This window comes from Capnocytophaga stomatis (genome assembly GCF_002302635.1).
GTDB lineage: Bacteria > Bacteroidota > Bacteroidia > Flavobacteriales > Flavobacteriaceae > Capnocytophaga > Capnocytophaga stomatis.
In genome coordinates, this window is record NZ_CP022387.1 from 1,242,168 (window position 1) to 1,261,013 (window position 18,846).

Below are 18,846 nucleotides of genomic sequence, written 5' to 3' on the forward strand. Positions count from 1 at the left end.
ATGGTTTGACCTGTGGGAATTTTCCCATTACTTCCCTCACGTTGATTTAACTCGTGGGAATTTTCCCATTACTTCCCTCACGTTGATTTAACCTAATATTTAGAAACGAAACCCAACACGTATATCGAAGTGCAAATTAATCCCAAAGTCTTTTCCTTCTTTAGAGAGATACTGTGGAAAAAGAATAACATCCTTTCTTGATTGATTATCTGTATTCACAATTTCTGACAATTGTACATAGCACAAGCGTAATCCTAATCCTGTTTTTATCCGAACAAAAAATCTTGGAGTGATATTGGTTTCTACTGAAATATTCATATTACTTCCTTTTTTATTCGCCGATAAACTGCTGATTCATAGCACAAAAATCCATTTCCATTCGGATTATAATAAGAATAATTGGTAAGTTTATCTGAGTGTTTGATGTAGAAAAATTCGGCAGAAGCAAAAAATTGTATTCCTTTCAAATTTGGAACTATATTATAATAGAGTTCAGGACGGATTTCAAACAGTGAATAATCCTTTTCAAAAGGCAATCGTGTATCAATATATTCAAATTTTAGAGGCATAATAAAATAGTTACCATAGCCTATCTGCATTCCTAATCCGTATTGTTCGTTAAAGGAATATACATAATCCACATTCCATCGAGGTGTACGTGGTAACTGATGCCCCAGACTGAGAGTCACTTTTGAATCAAGTTGGTTTTGTGAAAATCCAAATTGAGAAACACATAATGCAATTAATAATAAACCATTTCTCATAATAGTAGTTATTTAGCTTATGAAAAGGATGAAAATATTTTCGCTTCTCATTATTATCTTACACTTTTTCCGCTTCGTTAAAAAAATGATTAATCAAACCAGAGAAAAATATCTCACTTTATCTACAAAAATTTAAAATTTCTTGAACATATTCTTCTAATTTATATTCCTGCATTTCTGTAATTCTATAAACAAATATCTTGTCATTCAACACATACAAGATAGTATTCATTCCTTCCAATTCAGAACAGTACAATAAATACTTAGGCTTTTTCTGCATTATTTTTCTGAATGCTTTAGAAAATTTTTTACTGATTTGTTTTGAAAATGTTCTATAACGATTATCTTGCCAACTGTATTTCCCATTTTCGCAATAAACATACAAGTCATTTTTATAATTTTTATCAAAACAAAAAAGATTAAACGGTAAATCGCTCTTGTCCACTTGTAACATTTTTCTACTCTTCAATTCTAAATTCAAAACATAATGTACAGACTTATCCTTAATTAGAGAAATGAATTTACTGTAATTTCTTTCCATTGAAGTCTTATAAAACACTCCTAAGATGCTATCATATATATGCTGTTTTTGAGAAGAACCATCAAGATTTGAATAAGCAATCGCTATTTCTTTTCCGAATGCAGATTCTATCTTTTCCCATACTTTTTTATTAACTAATTCCTCTTTATACCTCAATTCTGCTATATTATGTTTTTTCATAATATTGTTGAACATATTTTGCCTTTGAATAGAGTCCGTTTCACCGTAATTTTCCCGAAATTCCAACATCAAATCAGTAAATTTTCTATTTTCCTTAAATAAATTTTCTTTATATGATAATATTACATTTTCAATATATGAAACAGAATCCAATTTACTATAAATTTCTTCAATTTGTTGAATCAATGTTTGGCTGGTTAAGGAGCATATAAACAAACCGTTTATCAAAAATATAACATATAATCTTCTCATAATTAAACCCTTTCAAATATAAAAAAAAGAAAATTCTCTCATTGGATGGGCATTTTCGTTTGTTTTTCACATTAAACCTGTCTAAACTTTTTAAGAGGAAAATTAAAAGTTCCAAGAATTTTTAGCATTTTTGTTTTGCATAACAAAATGAAAATCAAGGAACTTTGAGCAAAGATATAATAAAAAAATGGATTATTTCCCATTTGAGTATTGGAAAAAGAGGATTTAAAACAAAATTTGATTTATCATTAATTTTTCTTCTGATAGTCAAACGATTAAAAACAGGTTGCCAGTGGAGGGAACTTCCGGTAGAAGTGTATTTTAAAGACCAAAAAATAAGCTATCAAACAGTCTATTATTATTTCAATAAATGGAGTAAAGATGGTAGTTTTAAGCGAATTTGGCTTAATTTGTTGCTTGAGAATCGGAGAAAATTAGATTTATCAAGCGTCCAACTTGATGGTAGTCATACTCGATGTCGAATGGGAGGACAATCTGTTGGTTATCAGTTAAGAAAAAAGTCAAAGACCACGAATTCTATCTTTCTGTGTGATAATTTGGGGCAAATTTTAGCAATGGGTAGTCCAAAATCCGGTAATCATCACGATTTGAATAATATAGACTTTGTTTTAAAAGAGATTTTGAATCTTTTGGAGGAAGCGAAAATAGAGCATAAAGGCTTGTTTGTCAATGCAGATGCAGGTTTTGATAGCCGAGACTTAAAAAGTTTTTTACAGGAAAAAGAAATAATACCTAATATCAAACAAAATCCCAGAAATGGACAAAATGAAAATATTTATTTTGACGAAGAATTATATAAAAATCGGTTTAAAATAGAGAGAAGTTTTGCGTGGCTTGATGGTTTTAAAGGATTGATTATAAGATATGAAACCCTAAACACAACTTGGATGGCTATGTTGTATCTAGGGATTATACTAACATTTATTCGAAAAGTTTAAACAAGTTTATTAAAAAAACAAAAGAGTAAAAAATTTTAAAAACTAAAAAACTACTCTGTTTTTTTAGAATTTTACAATTTTGAGATTGGGTGAGCATCTGTAAAAGGCATTCTCTTGGATTTCAGTGTCTTTGTGGACGCGTACTTGTGTAAGATTCGGACAAGATTCTACGGCGTATGCTTCAATACGTTTAGTATCTTTTGAAAAAATAATTTCGGTAACTGAATTATGCCCGAAAATTGTATTTTTTCCAACTTTTTCAATGCCTTTCAACTCCATTTTTTGCAACTTATTAGGAATAAGATAAGGTACAGATTCACCCTTTTGGTAAACAACTCCTTTGTATTCTTCCAATTGCGGATTTTGCGTATCTATCAATACTTTTTCGATGTTACCGGCATACGCTTTAAGCCCCACAATGTTTTTTCCCAGAGAGGTAATGTTTTTACCGATGTAAATCTCTTTAATAGTATTAGGAAGTTCTTGGTCAGGATTAAATGCCGTTATGCGAAATCCCATCACACTAAACGGAACAATCAATTTTTCATTGCCTTTTTTTACCTTCCGGATTGACAATCTTCCTTCGTTATAAGCATACGCAAAGTTATCGTCTTCAAACAGATGGGTATTCAGATACATCGGTTCTAAATGGGCATACGTTTTAAATTCATCGGCTTTAAAATTTCTGTTGTTGGTGGGGTCGCTGACCATCCATTTTCCGTTGATTAACACATAGTTCCAAGCGTGTCCTAACGACGTGTCGTTAGCACCTCTTGCATTGGGGTCTTTCAGATTACCATAAACAACGATAGCCGGTATGTTTTGCGTTTCAAGCATCACTTTTAACAAGTTGGCATATCCTTGGCATACCGCCACACGATTGCGAAACACCGCATAGGGTTCATTGTCTGAAAGATTGTATCGGATGTTTTTATGTACCCAGTCGAAGATGTTTTTAAAAGTTTTTGATGCATCACCCTGCACTGTTAAATTGTCGGTTATTTTTTTTATTTCACTTATTTGAGAGGCAGTAAGATGCGGTTCGTATGGTGTGGAAATGTATTTTAGGTTGGTCTTTTCCAAAAGTTGTTTGAAATTTTCCATTTTTGTTCCGTTTAAGGCAGTCGCCCCGTCATCGGTAGCAAAAACGGAAGTCTGTGGAATGTCTGTTTCCTCGCTTTTTGGATTTTCTTCCTTTTGGCAAGCCATCAAAAACAAGAAACTCGTTAAAAATAACAGTAAATTCTTCATTGTATTTATATATTTAATTGTTAGTACTCTTAAAGTGATTTTAATGTTGATAGCAATACAAACAAAAGAGCGAAAAAATTTTCGCTCTTTTGAGGATTACTTTTTGTTTCGGCGGGAAACGGTTTCGTTCATCTCGCCGATAACTTGTGCCACTACGCCGGCAAATTTCTTGTAGGGTTCTTCCTCTTGCGTTGCGGTGAGAAAACTTACCAATTTGGTATTGATAAGCTCCAACAAAGGATTTTTCAGCGAAGTTGCCGAAGCCGTTGCTCCTTGTTCCGACACGGCTTTTTCATACGCCATTCGCTCGGTATGAAAAGCCGTTTGACGCGTGCGAAGCTCCTCTATGGTTTCCGCCACGCCCGAGAGTCCGTTAATGGCGTCCTGCAAATCTGACGCTGACAAATCTCGTAAGAGCGACTCAATATGTGCCGATTCACTCGAATAATTCTCCCGCGTAATACGCATTCCGTAACGGTCAAAAACGGCGTACAACCGCTCTGCCCATCCTTTAATTTCGGCAGAACGCATCGCTTTGTACCCCAGCAGAATCTGTTTGAAGTTCCCGATGGTTTCATCACGAAGGTCATCGGCTTCTTCCAATCTAGAAATGGCGGCTTCCTTTTTCAGAGCTACCGAAATTTCGGTAGTTTGGGCTTCCATCTTGGTAAATACTCCTTTTAGGAAAGCATCATTTTGCAATGTGGTTTCCTGAGCAAACTGCCCTACAAGACGGTGGGCAACGTCTGCCACTTCCGATACACGTGCTTTTGAGTTTAATTTCTTCATAACAAAAACATTTTTGATATCACAAAGATATTTCTATTTTTTTAGAAAACAAATTTATCTTTTCAGAAATTTTAAGTAAAAATCGCTAACCCTCCCTTGAATGCCATAATGGGGATTTTCTCATTACGTCCTTCACGATGATTTGACCTTTAGGAATTTTCCCATTACCTCCCTCACGATGATTTAACCTTTGGGAATTTTCCTATTACTTCCCTCACGTTGATTTAACCTTTGGGAAATTTCCCATTACCTCCCTCACGTTGATTTGACCTTTGGGAATTTTCCTATTGCTTCCCTCACGATGATTGAAGAAAATAGTATAAAGAATGGATATTATGAATTTCTATTTTATCAAATCAATCATCAGACCAATTTTCAAGTCTATCCAATGGCACAAAATTCAAATTTGAAATTAAATAATTCGCCATTAATCTTTGAGCTACATCTCCACTAACTCCTTGACTTGACAAATCCAAAAAGCCTTCATTTTCTCTAAAAATATTCTTTTTAGCGAACTTTAAGTAAGGTATAAATTTATTTTCTTTATCTGTAATTCCATGAATATTAATGGATATAACTCCATACTTGAACAAAAAATCATCAAAAAAGGCATAGTAGTTTTTAAAAATACTTTTGCTATACTCCTTCTTTATGTATGTTCTCATACCTGAATTGGTCTCAATTTAAATATTTTTGTATTTCTGATTCAAAAATTTTCATACATTTAATTATAAATGGTTTATATTTTTCTCCATTGTTCCTTAGGACTATCTCTGTAAAATTGTTCTCCTTTGTTGAGATTGCCAATTGTAAGAAGACTTGGGTCAATAGTAATTATTTGTTGAAAGGTAATGAGTTGTACTTTTTCCATATCGGCACCTTCTTGACTAAAAACCTGAAGATCACCATCTTCATCATAAAAAACAGAAACAATAGGACATTGATTTTGTGTAACATAAGAGGTGGTTACTACAACTGCATTCGGATTAATCTCTTTGATATTCATATATTTATAATTTAAATTTATTTTTTTTATAATTTAGATTTATACACTTTTGGATGTAGAGAAGAAATATATTCCGCCCTTACATTATTATTTTTTCGGTGTTTTATTCATTACCAATTTCAACTCGCCACCAGCTTTTAACTCTTCATCGGTGATAAAGGTTCTTTCTAATTTTTGTCCGTTGAGCGTTGCCGACTGAATGTACATATTTTCCGCAGAAACGTTTTCGGCAATGATGGTAAATATTTTTCCGTTAGGCAGATTGATTTTCGCCTTTTCAAATAGCGGTCGCCCGATTTCATACTCGCCCGAAGCGGGATTCATCGGATACAAGCCCATTGCACTCCACACATACCAAGCCGACATCTGTCCGCAGTCCTCATTTCCTGAATAGCCGTTGGGCGTAGTGTTGTACTGCGTTTTCAAAATTTCGTTTATCCAATATTGGGTGCGATGCGGTTTTCCTGCTTTGTTGAAAAGGTAAGCAATGTGATGGCTCGGTTCGTTTCCGTGAGCGTACTGACCGATAAGCCCCGTAATATCCGCCGAAACATTATCGCCCGTAATTTCGGAACTTTCGGTAAAGAGTTTTTCCAAATGCTGTACGAATTTTTCTTTTCCGCCGAAAGCATCGATAAATCCTTGCGGATTGTGAGGCACAAACCACGAATGTTGCCAAGCGTTTCCTTCGGTGTAGTCGGTTGCCTCGCGGTGGTTGGAGTGTTTTGGGTCAAAAGGCGTACGCCATTTTCCGTCTGATGATTTGCCTCGCATAAAGCCCGTTTCGGTGTCCAACAAATGTTTGTAAGCCTCGCTTCGTTTCATAAAAAACTCGTAATCATCGGTTTTCCCCAAGGCTTTTGCCATTTGAGCTACGCACCAATCATCGTAGGCATATTCCAACGAAATGGTTACGGACTCGTCCCATTTATCAAACGGAATGTAGCCGTATTGTTTGTAGAATTTCAGTCCGCGTTCCTCGCCCAACATCGTTTTTTTCATTGCTTGGTATGCTTTTTCGGCATCGAACGAACGCACATCTTTTAAATAGGCTTCCACAATCACGGGAATGGAATGATAACCCGTCATACAATCGGTTTCATTTCCGTAGAGCGTCCAAACGGGCAATTTTCCAATCACATCCGAATAGGCCAACATCGACTTGACAATATCGGCAGCAATTTCAGGTTGAAGCAAGGTAATTATCGGATTTTCAGCACGGAAAGTATCCCAAAGGGAAAGCGTTGAATATGCCGTAAAACCGTCTGTTTGGGTGATTTTATCATTCTGCTGACGGAACTGCCCATTTCTGTCGGAAAAAGTTACGGGAGCAATTTGCGTGTGATACAAAGCCGTGTAGAAAATGGTTTTGAGCGAATCCACAGGCGTTTCAATTTCTATGGAAGAAAGGTGCTTTTGCCAAGTGTCGTGAGCTTTTTGGCGGACTTCCTCAAACGAACGCTTGTCGTACAAATCCAAATTTGCCAACGCATTGTCTTCACTTACGGAAGAAATCGCCACACGAGCCGTTAGTTCTTCCCCAGAGGTTTCATCGAAGAAAAATTGCCCCGAAGTGATTTGTTTATCCGTTTGTTGCAGTTGAATTTCCTGAATGGGTTTTGAAAACTCAATGGCGAAAAACACTTTTTGATTTTTTGCCCACCCCGTACTGAAACGATGCCCCGTAATGATGTTTCCGTTATTATTTATATCAAGTTTTCGGGTTTCTCTTTTGATAAAAGTTTCTGTAGGATTGTCCCAATTGATGGCAAATCCCAAATTCAAAATCACGGATTGCTTGTCGCCTTTTTGAAACGAATATTTATGGTAACCGAAATATGTATCGGCGGTGAGTTCTACATTCACTTTAGAATCTTCCAAAAAGACTTGATAATAACCGGGTTGGGCTTTTTCGTTTTGATGCGAATAGCGTGCTTTATACGGCACTTGGTTTCGGAACTCCAAAGCAGCTTTGGGATATTGGTCTTTTTTTCCGGTGGAAAGTTGGGAAAGGTCGTATTTTTGATTTACGGGCATTAGCAAGATGTCATTCAGGTCGCCAATTCCCGTTCCGCTGAGCGACAGATGTCCGAAGCCAATCAAAAGCGTATCGCTGTGATGATAGCCCGAGCACCAATCCCAACCGCTGATTCCGTTTACGGGGCTGACTTGCACCATTCCGAAGGGCGTGGTAGCTCCGGGGTAGGTATGCCCGTGTCCGCCCGTTCCGATGAAAGGGTCAACGTAACTTGTAAGCGGTTTTGGAGGTTGTTGTTCAACATTCTGATTCGTTGTTTTTTTATCTTCACAAGAGGTTAAAAACAAAATGCTTAACGCTGAAAAAACAGTGTATTTTAAGTTCATCTCTACTAATTTATTTATTACACGTTTCAAAGGTATAGATTTTTTTCAACTTTTCAACTATTTTTGGTACTTTTGCCCTTCTGATATAGTAAAAAAATATGATTGTAAAAATTAAAAATATTTCTCAAAATCCGTTACCTTGTTATCAAACGGAAGATTCTGCCGGAATGGACATCCGAGCTTCATTGGAAACGCCTATTGTTTTGCAGCCTTTGGAAAGAGTGGTAGTAAAAACAGGCTTATTTTTGGAAATCCCGAAAGGCTATGAAGTACAAATTCGCCCCAGAAGCGGATTGGCTGCCAAGCACGGAATTACCGTTTTGAACAGCCCCGGAACTATTGATGCCGATTATCGTGGTGAAATCGGTGTGATTTTAGTAAATCTTTCTTCCGAGCCTTTCACTATTGAAAACGGAGAGCGAATAGCCCAAATGGTTTTTGCAAAATATGAAAAAGCACAGCTTACAGAAGCAACAGAACTCACTGAAACCCAGCGAGGAGCAGGCGGATTTGGAAGTACAGGACAGAAATAAAACTTCCACAAAACCAGATTAAAACAATGAAAAAAATAATTACATTTTTTGCAGTTTGCTTATTTTTAACAAGTTGTAAATCAAAAAAAGCGTTAGTATCTTCAGAAGAGGTAAACAAAAATTTGAAAGCCAAAGACATTGTAGAGTGGCACAAACGTTCTTTCCCTGAATTCAAAACCCTCAGCGGAAGTGTTTTGGCTTCATACGATGACGGAAAAGGCTCGCAATCCATCTCACTGAGTTTCCGAATGGAAAAAGACAAAGCCATTTGGCTTTCTGCCCCATTAGGAATTGCAAAAGCACTCATAACTCCCGAAAAAGCAAGTTATTACAATAGGTTGGAGAATGAGCATTTTGATGGAGATTTTTCATACATCAGTAAGCTTTTGGGATTTGATGTGAATTTCGAAAATTTACAAAATTTATTGTTGGGGCAATCTATCTATCCGCTAACAAAAGAAGCACAACTTTTGCAAGGAAGCAATCAGCATTATATTTTGGAGACAAAACAAAATCAAAACATTGATGTTACGTACGGAATCAACCCGGGGAATTTCCGTCTTGGTTTCTTTGATGTTTTTGAAAGAGATTCAGGAACAAAGGGCAAAGCCGAATTTTCTTACCAACAAATTGATAATGTGTTAATTCCTGCTACAGTGAAAGTTAGCACTTTACACGGAAATAAAAACACAAGTATTGAGCTTACTTTCAACGGAATAAAACTCAATGAAAATGTAAACTTTCCTTTCAAAATTCCGTCAGGAACGAAAGAAATTAAGTAATTTTTGAAAATGAAAAAATGGAATAATCTTCGGACTTGGAAATTTTGCAAATCGGATATTTGGGATTTTAAATTTCAAATATTCAAGACTGCTCATCTTCAAATATTGCTTCTGTTTTTGCCTTTCTTTCTTTCTGCTCAAACCAAACAAAAAGATTTAGAAGAACGGAAAAAGGCTATTATTGAGCAAATTAAGCAAATGTCGGAATTACGAGCTCAGCAAACAAAGCAACGTAAATCGACCGTATTGCAAATTGAGGAAGCCAATGAAAAAATACAAGCCCGCACAAGATTAATTCAAATTACACAGCAACAAGCCAATCTTATTTCAAAAGAAATTGATGAAAACGAAAAGCAATTGAACGTTTTGCAAAAAGAATTAAAATTCCATAAACAGGAATATGCAAAGCTCATAAAGCAATCGTACAAAAGTAAATCTTCCCAAAACAGATTGATGTTTTTGCTTTCGTCAGAAAGTTTTTGGCAAGGCTACAAACGATTTTCGTATATGAAACAATATGCCGATTATCGGAAAAAGCAAGTAAGCGAAATCCAAGTAAAGTCGGAAAAAATAAAACAAATTAACAATCAGCTTATTACACAACGCAACGAGAAAAAAGTTGTTTTGGAAGAAAACCGAAAAGAAGAACAAACGCTTCAGCAAGAAAAAAAAGAATTGGAAGTGCTTGCCACTAACATACGCCAAAAAGAGCGTAACTACGAAAAGCAAATCCGAGAAAAACAAAAGCAAGCCGATGCCATTGACCGTGAAATTCAAAGACTTATCCGCTTAGCAATCATTGAAGCTAACAAAAGAGAAAAAGCACTCAATTCAAAAGGAAAAAATAAAACGGAAGGTCAGGCGATAAGTTCGGGTGAAATTTCCTTTGTACTCACTCCCGAATCTAAAAAAGTGGCTAACAATTTTGAAGCAAACAAAGGAAACTTGATTTGGCCTGTGGTAAAGGGCTATAAATCACAAGGATTCGGGACATATAGCGACCCTGTGTACCCCGATGTAAAGCATTACAACAACGGTGTAACTATCGCTACGGAAAAAGGAGCCGAGGCACGGTCTGTTTTTGAAGGCGAAGTATCTGCTATTCAGTCCATTCCAGGAAGCAACAAAGTGGTTCAGGTACGTCACGGAAATTATATTTCCATTTACTATAATCTAACGGATGTATATGTAAAAAAGGGAGATAAAGTAAAAACAAAGGAATCTTTAGGAAAAATTTTCACTGACAGCAACGGAAAAACCGAAATGAAATTTTTCTTATACAAGAACACAACTCGCTTAAATCCAGAATATTGGATACACAAAATGTAACTTTATTATCAGAAACTTAAAAATAAATCTTTTATGGAAATGCATTTCATCAAAAAATCGGACTTAACGGAAACAGTTGAAAATCAAATACAAGTTCTGTTTTCCGAACTTTCTGACATTCAAACAACTCCTTTGGAAAAACTTTTCCAACTCGCCGAACCACCTCATATTGTGGTTTGTACCGATGAAAATAAAATCATAGGAATGGCCACAATGGTTGTTTACGATGTTATTTCGGGGCGAAAAGCTTGGATTGAAGATGTTGTAGTTTCATCAAATCACCGACAAAAAGGAATTGGCGAACGCCTCGTACAAGCGTTAATCGACAAAGCTAAAGAACTGGAAATAAACACATTACTATTATACTCTAATCCAAAACGAGAAGCCGCTCATCGCTTATACAAACGAATGGGATTCTCCGAAAAAGACAGCACGCTTTTTGCGATGCCAATCAAAAGTAATTAAGCTAAAAACCGAATTATTTAACATAAAATCAACAATATAACTAATTCAGATTTTATTTTTATCTTTTCAATTTAAATCATTTATCTTTGCCATATGGAAAGTAACAGACAAAAAAAAATAGCAGGCATCATTCAGGAAGAACTTGCCAAAGTATTGCAACAGTCAATCCGCGATGCAGGACAAAATAATTTGCTAATTTCAGTAACGAAAGTAAACATTACGGTAGATTTATCCGTAGCGAAGGTATATTTGAGCGTATTTCCTGAAGAAAAAGCTCCTGAAATACTTAAAGGATTGACTTCCAACACACCGATGATTAAGCACGAATTATCACAAATCACAAAAAACCAATTCAGACGTATGCCTGATTTGCTCTTCTATGTAGATGATTCTCTGCAATATATCGAAGGAATTGAGAAATCTCTTAAAGGAGAGGAAAATCCGATAGAAAATCGCGACTTACTTTATAAACGAAAAAAATCATAAGCTTTTGAAAGCCGTCTTTCACATAGCAAAACGCTATATGATTGCGAAAAGCTCGCAAAACGTCATCAATATTATCAATCGGGTTACTGCCTTGGTTGTGGTGATTGGTGGCGTGGCGTTGTTCATTGTGTTGGCAGGTTTTGCCGGTTTGAAGACATTTACGCTTTCGTTCTCTTCTGTCTTTGACCCTGATTTAAAGATATTTCCTAAAACGGGAAAAACCATTTCAATTTCAGAAGAAGAAATAACAAAATTAAGAAACACCAAAGAAGTTGCGAGTTTCAGCCAAATAATTGAGGAACAAGTATTTCTGAATCACAAAGAGAAAAATCACATTGCTTACATAAAAGGGGTTGATGACAATTATCCTTCTGTAAATAAAGTAGATAGCATTTTAGTTTTGGGAACTTGGGATGTTAGTCCGCCAAGTGTGGTGATTGGAGCAACCATTTTTAATCACTTAGGATTAGCTTTCTTCGATGGCTCTTCGCCTTTGCAAATCGTTGTTCCTAAGGCAGGTAAAGGAAGTATCACACGGGAAGCAAAACCTTACAGAGAGGCTTTTGCTATCGTCTCGGGAATTTATCAGATAACTGAGGAATTGGATAAAAAATACGTATTTTCCTCATTATCAGAAGCTCAAAACATTTTAGGATTACAACCCAACCAAATATCGGCAATTGAAATAAAATCATCTCCGGAATATTCTGAAAAACAAGCAATTGAAGCTATTAATTCAATTTTTGGAGAGAAAATTACCGTAAAAAACAGAGCCCAACTCAATGACGCTTTGTACAGAATGTTAAATACTGAAAATATAGCTATCTATCTCATTTTCATATTAGTACTTATCATTGCTTTGTTTAATTTGGTAGGAGCCATCATAATGATGATTTTGGACAAAAAGAAAGACCTAAAAACGCTATATGCCTTAGGAATGACAGAAAAACAGATGCAACAAATATTCTTCCTACAAGGCACAATGGTTTCCGTAATTGGTGCTTTTGTTGGCGTGATTTTAGGGATTATTATTGTTCTTTTACAGAAAAATTTTCAATGGATTATGATAAGCCCTTCTCTTCCGTATCCTATTGAAATTGAATGGATAAACATTTTAATTGTTTTCGGAACAATTGTAATTTTAGGAATTTTGGCTTCGTTTTTAGCTTCTTCAAGAGTAAAAATTTCTGAAAGATAAACCCCAAAAACTATAAATATATGATTGATTTGATTGGTTATGCGGCTTCCTTTTTTGTGGTTCTGAGTTTTTTGATAAAAGACAACCTCATTTATATCCGAATTACTAATTTGGTAGGTTGCATTTTGTTTGTTTTTTATGGCTTTGCAATTGATAGCATTCCTATCATTCTGCCAAATGCTTTTCTGGCTTTTGTGCAGGTTTTTTATATTGTAAAAAAGGGGAAAGAGAACAAAAACAAGTCTAAAAACTAACAAATATCTCTAAATTTTTCCCTCTACAAGCTCAAAACCTTCATCACGTAAAGCAGGCCATATTGCTTGTAACCAATGTGCTTTTCCGTAAAGCAACAAGATTTTCTTATCCTCGCTATTTATTAATAATTGCTTCAAATGCTCATCACGAAACTCTCTTGTAAAGCTATAATCACTATTACTCCTATGTTTATCAGGTATAGCGTTACATTTATAAGGAGCATTTAAAGGCGTATTATAATCACATTCATCTAACGGAATTTCACCGTATTTCGCTTCATAGCGTGCAATAACTTCTTCAAGCCGTAGGTCTGCATTTACATCTATCTCTTGCAATACCCCTGTATTTTCTAAAGTTTGTCCTACATATTTTTTATAACACTTGGGTAGTGATTTATTATCCTTGTCAGCATAATTGAAAGACAAATGGTATCCTATTAGTTTTCTTGTTTTTAAAGATAATATATCTAATTGTCCTTTTTTAACAGCAGAAGTATCTACCAAAACCGCTTCGTAATAAATCTTATAACCTTGGTTGCGTTTTTCTGTTACAAAAGTTTTTACTTCATCATAATACGCCTGCTTGCCCAAATGAGCTATTGGGATGTAAATTACCTCTCTGTCTCCCTTAATCATCACCCGCTTTTGTTTTAATGCCGATTTGGTTATTGCAAAAGTTTTCAACAACAAACATTGGCACGAACTGATTGAGATAGCCAACAATATTATTAAAATAATTTTTTTCATAAAACATTTACTTTTTAAGGTGCTAATATATAAAAATTAAACATTAACAAACAAATCATTTTAACTAAATTTATCAAAACAATCACGACACATTCGCTTTTTTTATCAAAAACAAAAAAACACAAATGTTAAAAAAACATCACGAGTACAAAAACAAGCTTTTAAAACAGTATAAAGTTACATCAACAACAAAAAAAGCTACTTTTTATTACGTTCTTAAGAAAAAAACACGAGCCTTATTTTTATTCATTATAAATTGCTTGTTTGTAAAATAATATCTACATTTGCCCAGAGTATTTTTATTAAGATTAACCCTTAAAAATAAATTTATGAAAGTTTACTTACTTTTTGTACTGACAAGCCTAATTCTCTACTCTTGTCCTCACAGCAGAGACGATATCTATTACTCTGATTATGAACCAGAAACTATGGAGCGTTCTGCTTTTGAAAATTCAATTGCTTTGGTAAAAACCTCCGGAAATGTGAATGTAAAAAATGCCGGAAAAATTTATCTTAAAGACAATTATATGTTCATCGGGGATACTAACAAAGGATTTTACATCTATGATAATACTGACCCCGAAAAACCTATTCTCAAAGCCTTTTTAAAAATCCCCGGAGCTACCGATTTAGCTATAAGAGGTGAGGTTATGTATGTTAATCAGGCGGTGGATTTGGTTGCTTTTAGTTTTGACTTATCACAAAATAAAATCACAATTCACGACCGCATCCGAAATACTTTCCCCGTGCTGAGGTCTCCTGACGGTTATTATCCTATTCCATCGGAAGGCACAGTGGTGGTAGATTGGCATAAAAGAGTTAAAAACAAATAAATTCTTAACAATATGAAAAAATTATTTTCCGTATTACTACTTCTTTTAGTAATAATTTCTTGCAGTAAAGATTCTAATAATGACACACTTAGAAAAAATTCAGACAGTGTGGGAGGTTCGCTGGCAACTTTTTCTTTGGTTGGAGATTATTTGTACGTGGTGGATTCAGGAAGGCTGAACGTTTTTTCTGTTCAAAATCCTACAAATCCGTCAAAGGTAAACACTATTTATGTGGGTTTTGATATTGAAACATTGTTTTCATTGAATGAATTTTTGTTCATCGGTTCACGAAACGGAATGTTCATTTATTCCATTGCAAAACCCGAAGCCCCCGAGAAACTTTCCGAATACAGGCACTTTAACGCTTGCGACCCCGTTGTTGCAAATGCTTCGCACGCTTTCGTTACATTGCATTCCAACAGTTTTTGTGGCAACAACTTGAATGTGCTACAAGTTTACGACATCGGGAATTTAAAAAACCCTGTGAAAATTCACGAAAGAAACCTAACACAACCCAAAGGACTTGCTTTAAAAGGCAATTATTTGGCTGTTTGCGACGACGATTTAAAATTCTTCAATATCACAGACCCAACAAATCCGACACTTGTTCATTCAGAAAACAAAAGCTTTAAAGATTTGATTTTCTACGACAATAAACTTTTTGCTTTTGGAGAAAGAGAAATCACTCAATATGGCTGGACTAAGGAAGATTTTACGGATTTGTACGTAATTAGCACAACAAGATATTAATCTTTTACAAAAAATCATACGTAAAAAAAGGCAAACGTTTTGTTTGCCTTTTATTTTTTCATTTATATAACAGAAAAAAGAGTGATTCTTATACAAAAATCACTCTTTCTCAGTAACCATAAAATTTTAAAATGTGAAAATGTTTTGGGTGGAATACCGGGCTCGAACCGGCGACCTTCGGAACCACAATCCGACGCTCTAACCAACTGAGCTAAAACCACCATTTCATTTGCAGGTGCAAAGGTAATAATTCTTTTCGTATTTGCAAAATTTCTGCCAGAAAAAATTAATTTTCATTTTTAGTTGAAGAACCATTTCTTTTTTTCAGATTTGTTTTTCCTCAAACTTCCTGTGTTTTTGTTATATCCGTACGGACAATGTTTGCAACCGCTTTGGCAACAATATCCTCTTTTTAAAAGATATTCTTCCGTAAAAATTTTATATCCTTTTTCGGAATAATAAAAATCTCTATTCTCCTTATTTTCTTGCATTTACTTACAAATTATTTACCATCATAGAAATAATGTCCCGTTATCGGATATTTAAACAGTACGTCTTCAGCGATTTGTCCGTTTCCGATGTTATGCACTATTAGCGGTCGTTTGCCATCGTTTGATTTTCTGTCGATTACAATTCCTATGTGAGGTAAGTTACCTGAAAGCATCCACGTTACAATATCGCCCGCTTTGTAATCTTCCGGATTTTTAGTTATCGGAAGTTCTTTTCCGTGTTTTTTGAAGAAAGTTTGCAGATTTGGAACTCGACGATGGTCAATATTCTTATCAGTGGTTTTAAGTCCCCATATTTTTGGATAGGCAGAAAATCTTCTTTTCATATCCTCGTGAACTTCTTTTTGAAGGTCGATATTTAATTTCCTATAAGCCCTTATAACAACATCAGTACAAACTCCCGTATTTGCTGGCACATCTCCGCCCGGATATGAAATAGACACATAATCAGAAACATACCTAACCGAAGGATTAATAATATTGATAGCGGCTTCGGAAAGTTTTTTCCTGAAATCGTTTTGAGGCGTGAAGGCTGTCAGAATACCAAACAGAATTACAAAAAATATCTTTTTCATTGCTTTTTTCATTTCAACCTCAGCGATTCATCAAAATTCAAGCCAAAAATCATTATCTTCTGAGAAATTTGAATTTCAGCATTGATTTTATAATTTTTACGATAATGTAAAAGTCTCCCGCAATCAGAATAAACCTTTTGCAACTATGAGTTAGTTTCTCGCAAACAGAATAAACCTTTTGCAATTGTGAGTTAATTTCCCGCAATCAGAATAAACCTTTTACAACTATGAGTTAGTTTCCCGCAGTCAGAGTAAACCTTCTGCAACTGTGAGTTAGGATTACAATTGAGGTGTTTTTCATCATTTTTGGGTTTTAGTTTTTCTGTGCTTGCATAAAACTTACACAAGCACAGAAAATTAGTGTGATTAGTGTTTTCATTCTTCTTCAATTGTACTTATTAAAACATCAACTTCGTAACAAGGAATATAATCTTTTTCTAAATCAGAGGTAAACACTATAAACACATTGCTTCGATATACTCCTTTCGCATACGAAACTCTCTTGTCGTAATATTCATATTTTCTGTAAAATGGTCCGATGGTATTAAGGTCTATTTTTGACCATAATGTTTCCAAATAGTTTGCATAATATCTCTCTCTTGCGATTTCTTCAAACCGTTCCTTTGGAAGCATTAAAATAAAATTATTGATTGTGCCTTCGTTTGCATAATGATTAAAACTAAATGAAATTTGCCAATTTTCAGGTTCGTTTACGTAAAAATATTTGTGAATTTTATTAGTCTTACCACTTTCATAGATTAGCTCTATTTCTCGATGTTCTTTGTAAATGTTTGTCTTCTCAATACAAGCTCCATCTTTATCATTCCCTTTTAATTTTCTACTCTCTGTTTTTTGGATACCGTCCTTATTGTCAATAATGATAAAAAGATGGTTTGTAGCTATTTGGGCAAATGAAAACTTGAAAGTAAACAAAAATAGTGTAATGAGTAACGTGTTTTTCATCATTTTTGGGTTTTAGTTTTTCTGTGCCTGCATAAAATTTACGCAAGCACAGAAAATTAGTGTGATTAGTGTTTTCATTCTTCTTCAATTGTACTTATTAAAACATCAACTTCATAGCAAGGAATATAATCCTTTTCTAAATCGGAAGAGAAGACTATGAAAATGTTATATCTTATGGTCTCAGAGAATTTTCCATTAAATAAATGTCTATAAACATATTCTGAATGATTAGTTCTCATTTTTACGGAAAAATCAGCAATGTTAATAACATCCCATTTTCTTTCCAAATCTTTGAAATTATGAACATTACCCTTCCGAGTATAACTTTTGAACATACTCTTGGGAAGTAACAAGATATAATTGTTAGCTGATTTTTCATCATCAATATGAGAATGACGAAACGTAACCTGCCAATTTAAAGTTTCATTCGCATAATGAGCTTCATAAAAATCAGAAAATGTTCCATTTGGGTAGCTAAATCTTATCTCCTGATGATTTTTAAAATATTTTATTTCTTCAGTATAAAATTCATTAGGATTGGAGTCTATTCTTATTTTTCTGGACTCTTTTTTTATCATTTTATCTCCGTTTTGAATTACCAAAAATAAGGAGCTTGGGTTAATTTGTGCCTGCATAAAATTTACACAAACGCAGAAAATTAATGTGATTAAGATTTTCATTTTAATTACAATATTCTACAATACTACTTATTAAAACATCAGCTTCGTAGCAGGGTATATAATCTTTTTCTAAATCGGAAGTAAAAACCATAAATACATTATCTCTGTACGTACCATCTCCTTGATAGCTTTTTTGATCAAAATAATTATACGCAGCTACAAACAACCAAATAGCATCTCCTTTCATTTCTTTCCATATTTTCTCTAAATTCTTTATATAATAATTTTCTTTGCGCTTAACAATCTCTTTAAATCTTTCTTTCGGAAGCATTAAAATGCAACTGTTGCGAATACCTCCGTTAAAATGATTGTTGAATCTGAAAGAAATTTGCCAATTTTCAGGTTCGTTTACGTAAAAATATTTGTGAATTTTATTAGTCTTACCACTTTCATAGATTAGCTCTATTTCTCGATGTTCTTTGTAATGGGTTGTTTTTTCTGTATAAAATTCAGTACCTTCGTCGTTGGCTCTGACTTTTCTGCTTTCCGTTTTTTGAATTCCATCTTTATTATCAATGATTATAAAGAACGATTTATTCGGTATTTGTGCATACGACTTAAAAGCAAACAAAAATAGTGCTATAATTAACTTGTTTCTCATTATTTGTAGTTTTAGTTTTTCTGTGCCTGCGTAAT

24 protein-coding genes and 1 tRNA gene are annotated in these 18,846 nt (G+C 34.5%); 10 read left to right on the forward strand and 15 right to left on the reverse strand.

From position 1 onward, the window contains the following. Nucleotides 1-99: 99 nt before the first annotated feature. The 3 genes from CGC58_RS05595 to CGC58_RS05605 all read right to left on the reverse strand — a co-directional run bounded on the left by CGC58_RS05595 (nt 100) and on the right by CGC58_RS05605 (nt 1,737). Complete coding sequence (locus tag CGC58_RS05595; protein ID WP_095895684.1) at nt 100-318, reverse strand: hypothetical protein; 219 nt, start codon at nt 316-318, stop codon at nt 100-102. Continuing rightward, the gene (locus CGC58_RS05600; protein WP_095895685.1) at nt 315-764 is read right to left on the reverse strand and encodes a hypothetical protein; all 450 of its coding nucleotides are present in this window, start codon (nt 762-764) and stop codon (nt 315-317) included. Before CGC58_RS05600 ends, CGC58_RS05595 begins: the two co-directional genes overlap by 4 nt. Before the next feature lie 118 nt (nt 765-882). Then, nucleotides 883-1,737 (reverse strand): hypothetical protein, encoded by an 855-nt coding sequence (locus CGC58_RS05605; protein WP_157909203.1) that lies wholly within the window; start codon nt 1,735-1,737, stop codon nt 883-885. A 164-nt stretch (nt 1,738-1,901) separates the two neighbouring features. Here CGC58_RS05605 and CGC58_RS05610 point away from each other — a divergent pair, with 164 nt between their 5' ends. After that, nucleotides 1,902-2,696, forward strand: coding sequence for an IS5 family transposase (locus CGC58_RS05610; RefSeq protein ID WP_095894635.1), 795 nt, complete (start codon nt 1,902-1,904; stop codon nt 2,694-2,696). Between the two features lie 63 nt (nt 2,697-2,759). On the opposite strand, the gene CGC58_RS05615 is transcribed toward CGC58_RS05610, so the two are convergent. The 5 genes from CGC58_RS05615 to CGC58_RS05635 form a co-directional block, all read right to left on the reverse strand. Beyond that, a complete protein-coding gene (locus CGC58_RS05615) occupies nt 2,760-3,947 on the reverse strand; it encodes a transglutaminase domain-containing protein (RefSeq protein WP_095895687.1) in 1,188 nt (395 codons plus the stop codon). Nucleotides 3,948-4,043: 96 nt separating this feature from the next. Beyond that, nucleotides 4,044-4,736: a DUF6261 family protein gene (locus tag CGC58_RS05620; protein ID WP_095895688.1), complete on the reverse strand. Its 693-nt coding sequence runs from the start codon at nt 4,734-4,736 to the stop codon at nt 4,044-4,046. A gap of 356 nt (nt 4,737-5,092) precedes the next feature. Further along, nucleotides 5,093-5,401, reverse strand: a complete 309-nt coding sequence (locus tag CGC58_RS05625) for a hypothetical protein (RefSeq protein WP_095895689.1) — start codon at nt 5,399-5,401, stop codon at nt 5,093-5,095. A 74-nt stretch (nt 5,402-5,475) separates the two neighbouring features. Then, nucleotides 5,476-5,742, reverse strand: a complete 267-nt coding sequence (locus tag CGC58_RS05630; protein WP_095895690.1) for a hypothetical protein — start codon at nt 5,740-5,742, stop codon at nt 5,476-5,478. An 87-nt stretch (nt 5,743-5,829) separates the two neighbouring features. Further along, nucleotides 5,830-8,106 carry a GH92 family glycosyl hydrolase gene (locus tag CGC58_RS05635; protein ID WP_095895691.1) on the reverse strand — a complete coding sequence of 759 codons (2,277 nt, stop codon included), beginning with the start codon at nt 8,104-8,106 and terminating at the stop codon, nt 5,830-5,832. A gap of 98 nt (nt 8,107-8,204) precedes the next feature. Here CGC58_RS05635 and dut point away from each other — a divergent pair, with 98 nt between their 5' ends. From dut to CGC58_RS05670, 7 genes are all read left to right on the forward strand, one after another. Further along, the gene (gene dut / locus CGC58_RS05640) at nt 8,205-8,639 is read left to right on the forward strand and encodes a dUTP diphosphatase (protein WP_095895692.1); all 435 of its coding nucleotides are present in this window, start codon (nt 8,205-8,207) and stop codon (nt 8,637-8,639) included. A gap of 26 nt (nt 8,640-8,665) precedes the next feature. After that, nucleotides 8,666-9,421 carry a DUF4292 domain-containing protein gene (locus tag CGC58_RS05645; protein WP_095895694.1) on the forward strand — a complete coding sequence of 252 codons (756 nt, stop codon included), beginning with the start codon at nt 8,666-8,668 and terminating at the stop codon, nt 9,419-9,421. Between the two features lie 9 nt (nt 9,422-9,430). Next, nucleotides 9,431-10,750: a murein hydrolase activator EnvC family protein gene (locus CGC58_RS05650; protein WP_095895695.1), complete on the forward strand. Its 1,320-nt coding sequence runs from the start codon at nt 9,431-9,433 to the stop codon at nt 10,748-10,750. Nucleotides 10,751-10,783: 33 nt separating this feature from the next. After that, the gene (locus CGC58_RS05655; RefSeq protein ID WP_095895697.1) at nt 10,784-11,215 is read left to right on the forward strand and encodes a GNAT family N-acetyltransferase; all 432 of its coding nucleotides are present in this window, start codon (nt 10,784-10,786) and stop codon (nt 11,213-11,215) included. A 93-nt stretch (nt 11,216-11,308) separates the two neighbouring features. Next, complete coding sequence (gene rbfA / locus CGC58_RS05660; RefSeq protein WP_095895699.1) at nt 11,309-11,701, forward strand: 30S ribosome-binding factor RbfA; 393 nt, start codon at nt 11,309-11,311, stop codon at nt 11,699-11,701. A gap of 37 nt (nt 11,702-11,738) precedes the next feature. Further along, complete coding sequence (locus CGC58_RS05665) at nt 11,739-12,899, forward strand: ABC transporter permease (RefSeq protein ID WP_095895701.1); 1,161 nt, start codon at nt 11,739-11,741, stop codon at nt 12,897-12,899. Between the two features lie 20 nt (nt 12,900-12,919). After that, on the forward strand, nt 12,920-13,153 hold the full coding sequence (locus CGC58_RS05670; protein ID WP_095895704.1) for a SemiSWEET family transporter: 234 nt from the start codon (nt 12,920-12,922) through the stop codon (nt 13,151-13,153). 9 nt (nt 13,154-13,162) lie between these two features. Here CGC58_RS05670 and CGC58_RS05675 read toward each other — a convergent pair whose 3' ends face one another. Beyond that, nucleotides 13,163-13,900, reverse strand: a complete 738-nt coding sequence (locus tag CGC58_RS05675; protein WP_157909204.1) for a hypothetical protein — start codon at nt 13,898-13,900, stop codon at nt 13,163-13,165. Nucleotides 13,901-14,229: 329 nt separating this feature from the next. On the opposite strand from CGC58_RS05675, the gene CGC58_RS05680 reads away from it, so the two are divergent. Together CGC58_RS05680 and CGC58_RS05685 are read left to right on the forward strand one after the other, a co-directional pair. Next, complete coding sequence (locus tag CGC58_RS05680; RefSeq protein WP_095895708.1) at nt 14,230-14,733, forward strand: hypothetical protein; 504 nt, start codon at nt 14,230-14,232, stop codon at nt 14,731-14,733. 12 nt (nt 14,734-14,745) lie between these two features. Continuing rightward, a complete protein-coding gene (locus CGC58_RS05685; RefSeq protein WP_095895710.1) occupies nt 14,746-15,483 on the forward strand; it encodes an LVIVD repeat-containing protein in 738 nt (245 codons plus the stop codon). A gap of 146 nt (nt 15,484-15,629) precedes the next feature. Here CGC58_RS05685 and CGC58_RS05690 read toward each other — a convergent pair. From CGC58_RS05690 to CGC58_RS05715, 6 genes are all read right to left on the reverse strand, one after another. Beyond that, nucleotides 15,630-15,705 (reverse strand) — tRNA-His (locus CGC58_RS05690). Nucleotides 15,706-15,782: 77 nt separating this feature from the next. Next, nucleotides 15,783-15,974 carry a DUF5522 domain-containing protein gene (locus tag CGC58_RS05695; RefSeq protein WP_095895712.1) on the reverse strand — a complete coding sequence of 64 codons (192 nt, stop codon included), beginning with the start codon at nt 15,972-15,974 and terminating at the stop codon, nt 15,783-15,785. A gap of 11 nt (nt 15,975-15,985) precedes the next feature. Then, a complete protein-coding gene (locus CGC58_RS05700; RefSeq protein WP_198540764.1) occupies nt 15,986-16,567 on the reverse strand; it encodes a DUF1287 domain-containing protein in 582 nt (193 codons plus the stop codon). A 375-nt stretch (nt 16,568-16,942) separates the two neighbouring features. Then, entirely contained in the window at nt 16,943-17,533 is a 591-nt protein-coding gene (locus tag CGC58_RS05705) for a hypothetical protein (protein ID WP_232748867.1), read from the reverse strand. A gap of 71 nt (nt 17,534-17,604) precedes the next feature. Beyond that, on the reverse strand, nt 17,605-18,210 hold the full coding sequence (locus CGC58_RS05710) for a hypothetical protein (RefSeq protein WP_095895716.1): 606 nt from the start codon (nt 18,208-18,210) through the stop codon (nt 17,605-17,607). Nucleotide 18,211: 1 nt separating this feature from the next. Then, nucleotides 18,212-18,811 carry a hypothetical protein gene (locus CGC58_RS05715; RefSeq protein ID WP_095897127.1) on the reverse strand — a complete coding sequence of 200 codons (600 nt, stop codon included), beginning with the start codon at nt 18,809-18,811 and terminating at the stop codon, nt 18,212-18,214. Between the last annotated feature and the right edge of the window lie 35 nt (nt 18,812-18,846).

Excerpts from the sequence above, each read along its gene's own strand:
- CGC58_RS05650 (WP_095895695.1), top strand. The coding sequence starts at position 9,431 with ATGAAAAAATGGAATAATCTTCGGACTTGGAAATTTTGCAAATCGGAT.
- CGC58_RS05600 (WP_095895685.1), bottom strand. The coding sequence starts at position 764 with ATGAGAAATGGTTTATTATTAATTGCATTATGTGTTTCTCAATTTGGA.
- CGC58_RS05620 (WP_095895688.1), bottom strand. The coding sequence starts at position 4,736 with ATGAAGAAATTAAACTCAAAAGCACGTGTATCGGAAGTGGCAGACGTT.
- CGC58_RS05595 (WP_095895684.1), bottom strand. The coding sequence starts at position 318 with ATGAATATTTCAGTAGAAACCAATATCACTCCAAGATTTTTTGTTCGG.
- CGC58_RS05670 (WP_095895704.1), top strand. The coding sequence starts at position 12,920 with ATGATTGATTTGATTGGTTATGCGGCTTCCTTTTTTGTGGTTCTGAGT.
- CGC58_RS05705 (WP_232748867.1), bottom strand. The coding sequence starts at position 17,533 with ATGATGAAAAACACGTTACTCATTACACTATTTTTGTTTACTTTCAAG.
- CGC58_RS05700 (WP_198540764.1), bottom strand. The coding sequence starts at position 16,567 with ATGAAAAAGATATTTTTTGTAATTCTGTTTGGTATTCTGACAGCCTTC.
- CGC58_RS05695 (WP_095895712.1), bottom strand. The coding sequence starts at position 15,974 with ATGCAAGAAAATAAGGAGAATAGAGATTTTTATTATTCCGAAAAAGGA.
- CGC58_RS05715 (WP_095897127.1), bottom strand. The coding sequence starts at position 18,811 with ATGAGAAACAAGTTAATTATAGCACTATTTTTGTTTGCTTTTAAGTCG.
- CGC58_RS05605 (WP_157909203.1), bottom strand. The coding sequence starts at position 1,737 with ATGAGAAGATTATATGTTATATTTTTGATAAACGGTTTGTTTATATGC.
- CGC58_RS05635 (WP_095895691.1), bottom strand. The coding sequence starts at position 8,106 with ATGAACTTAAAATACACTGTTTTTTCAGCGTTAAGCATTTTGTTTTTA.
- CGC58_RS05630 (WP_095895690.1), bottom strand. The coding sequence starts at position 5,742 with ATGAATATCAAAGAGATTAATCCGAATGCAGTTGTAGTAACCACCTCT.
- rbfA (WP_095895699.1), top strand. The coding sequence starts at position 11,309 with ATGGAAAGTAACAGACAAAAAAAAATAGCAGGCATCATTCAGGAAGAA.
- CGC58_RS05625 (WP_095895689.1), bottom strand. The coding sequence starts at position 5,401 with ATGAGAACATACATAAAGAAGGAGTATAGCAAAAGTATTTTTAAAAAC.
- CGC58_RS05655 (WP_095895697.1), top strand. The coding sequence starts at position 10,784 with ATGGAAATGCATTTCATCAAAAAATCGGACTTAACGGAAACAGTTGAA.
- CGC58_RS05615 (WP_095895687.1), bottom strand. The coding sequence starts at position 3,947 with ATGAAGAATTTACTGTTATTTTTAACGAGTTTCTTGTTTTTGATGGCT.
- CGC58_RS05710 (WP_095895716.1), bottom strand. The coding sequence starts at position 18,210 with ATGAAAATCTTAATCACATTAATTTTCTGCGTTTGTGTAAATTTTATG.
- CGC58_RS05665 (WP_095895701.1), top strand. The coding sequence starts at position 11,739 with ATGATTGCGAAAAGCTCGCAAAACGTCATCAATATTATCAATCGGGTT.
- CGC58_RS05680 (WP_095895708.1), top strand. The coding sequence starts at position 14,230 with ATGAAAGTTTACTTACTTTTTGTACTGACAAGCCTAATTCTCTACTCT.
- dut (WP_095895692.1), top strand. The coding sequence starts at position 8,205 with ATGATTGTAAAAATTAAAAATATTTCTCAAAATCCGTTACCTTGTTAT.
- CGC58_RS05675 (WP_157909204.1), bottom strand. The coding sequence starts at position 13,900 with ATGAAAAAAATTATTTTAATAATATTGTTGGCTATCTCAATCAGTTCG.
- CGC58_RS05685 (WP_095895710.1), top strand. The coding sequence starts at position 14,746 with ATGAAAAAATTATTTTCCGTATTACTACTTCTTTTAGTAATAATTTCT.
- CGC58_RS05645 (WP_095895694.1), top strand. The coding sequence starts at position 8,666 with ATGAAAAAAATAATTACATTTTTTGCAGTTTGCTTATTTTTAACAAGT.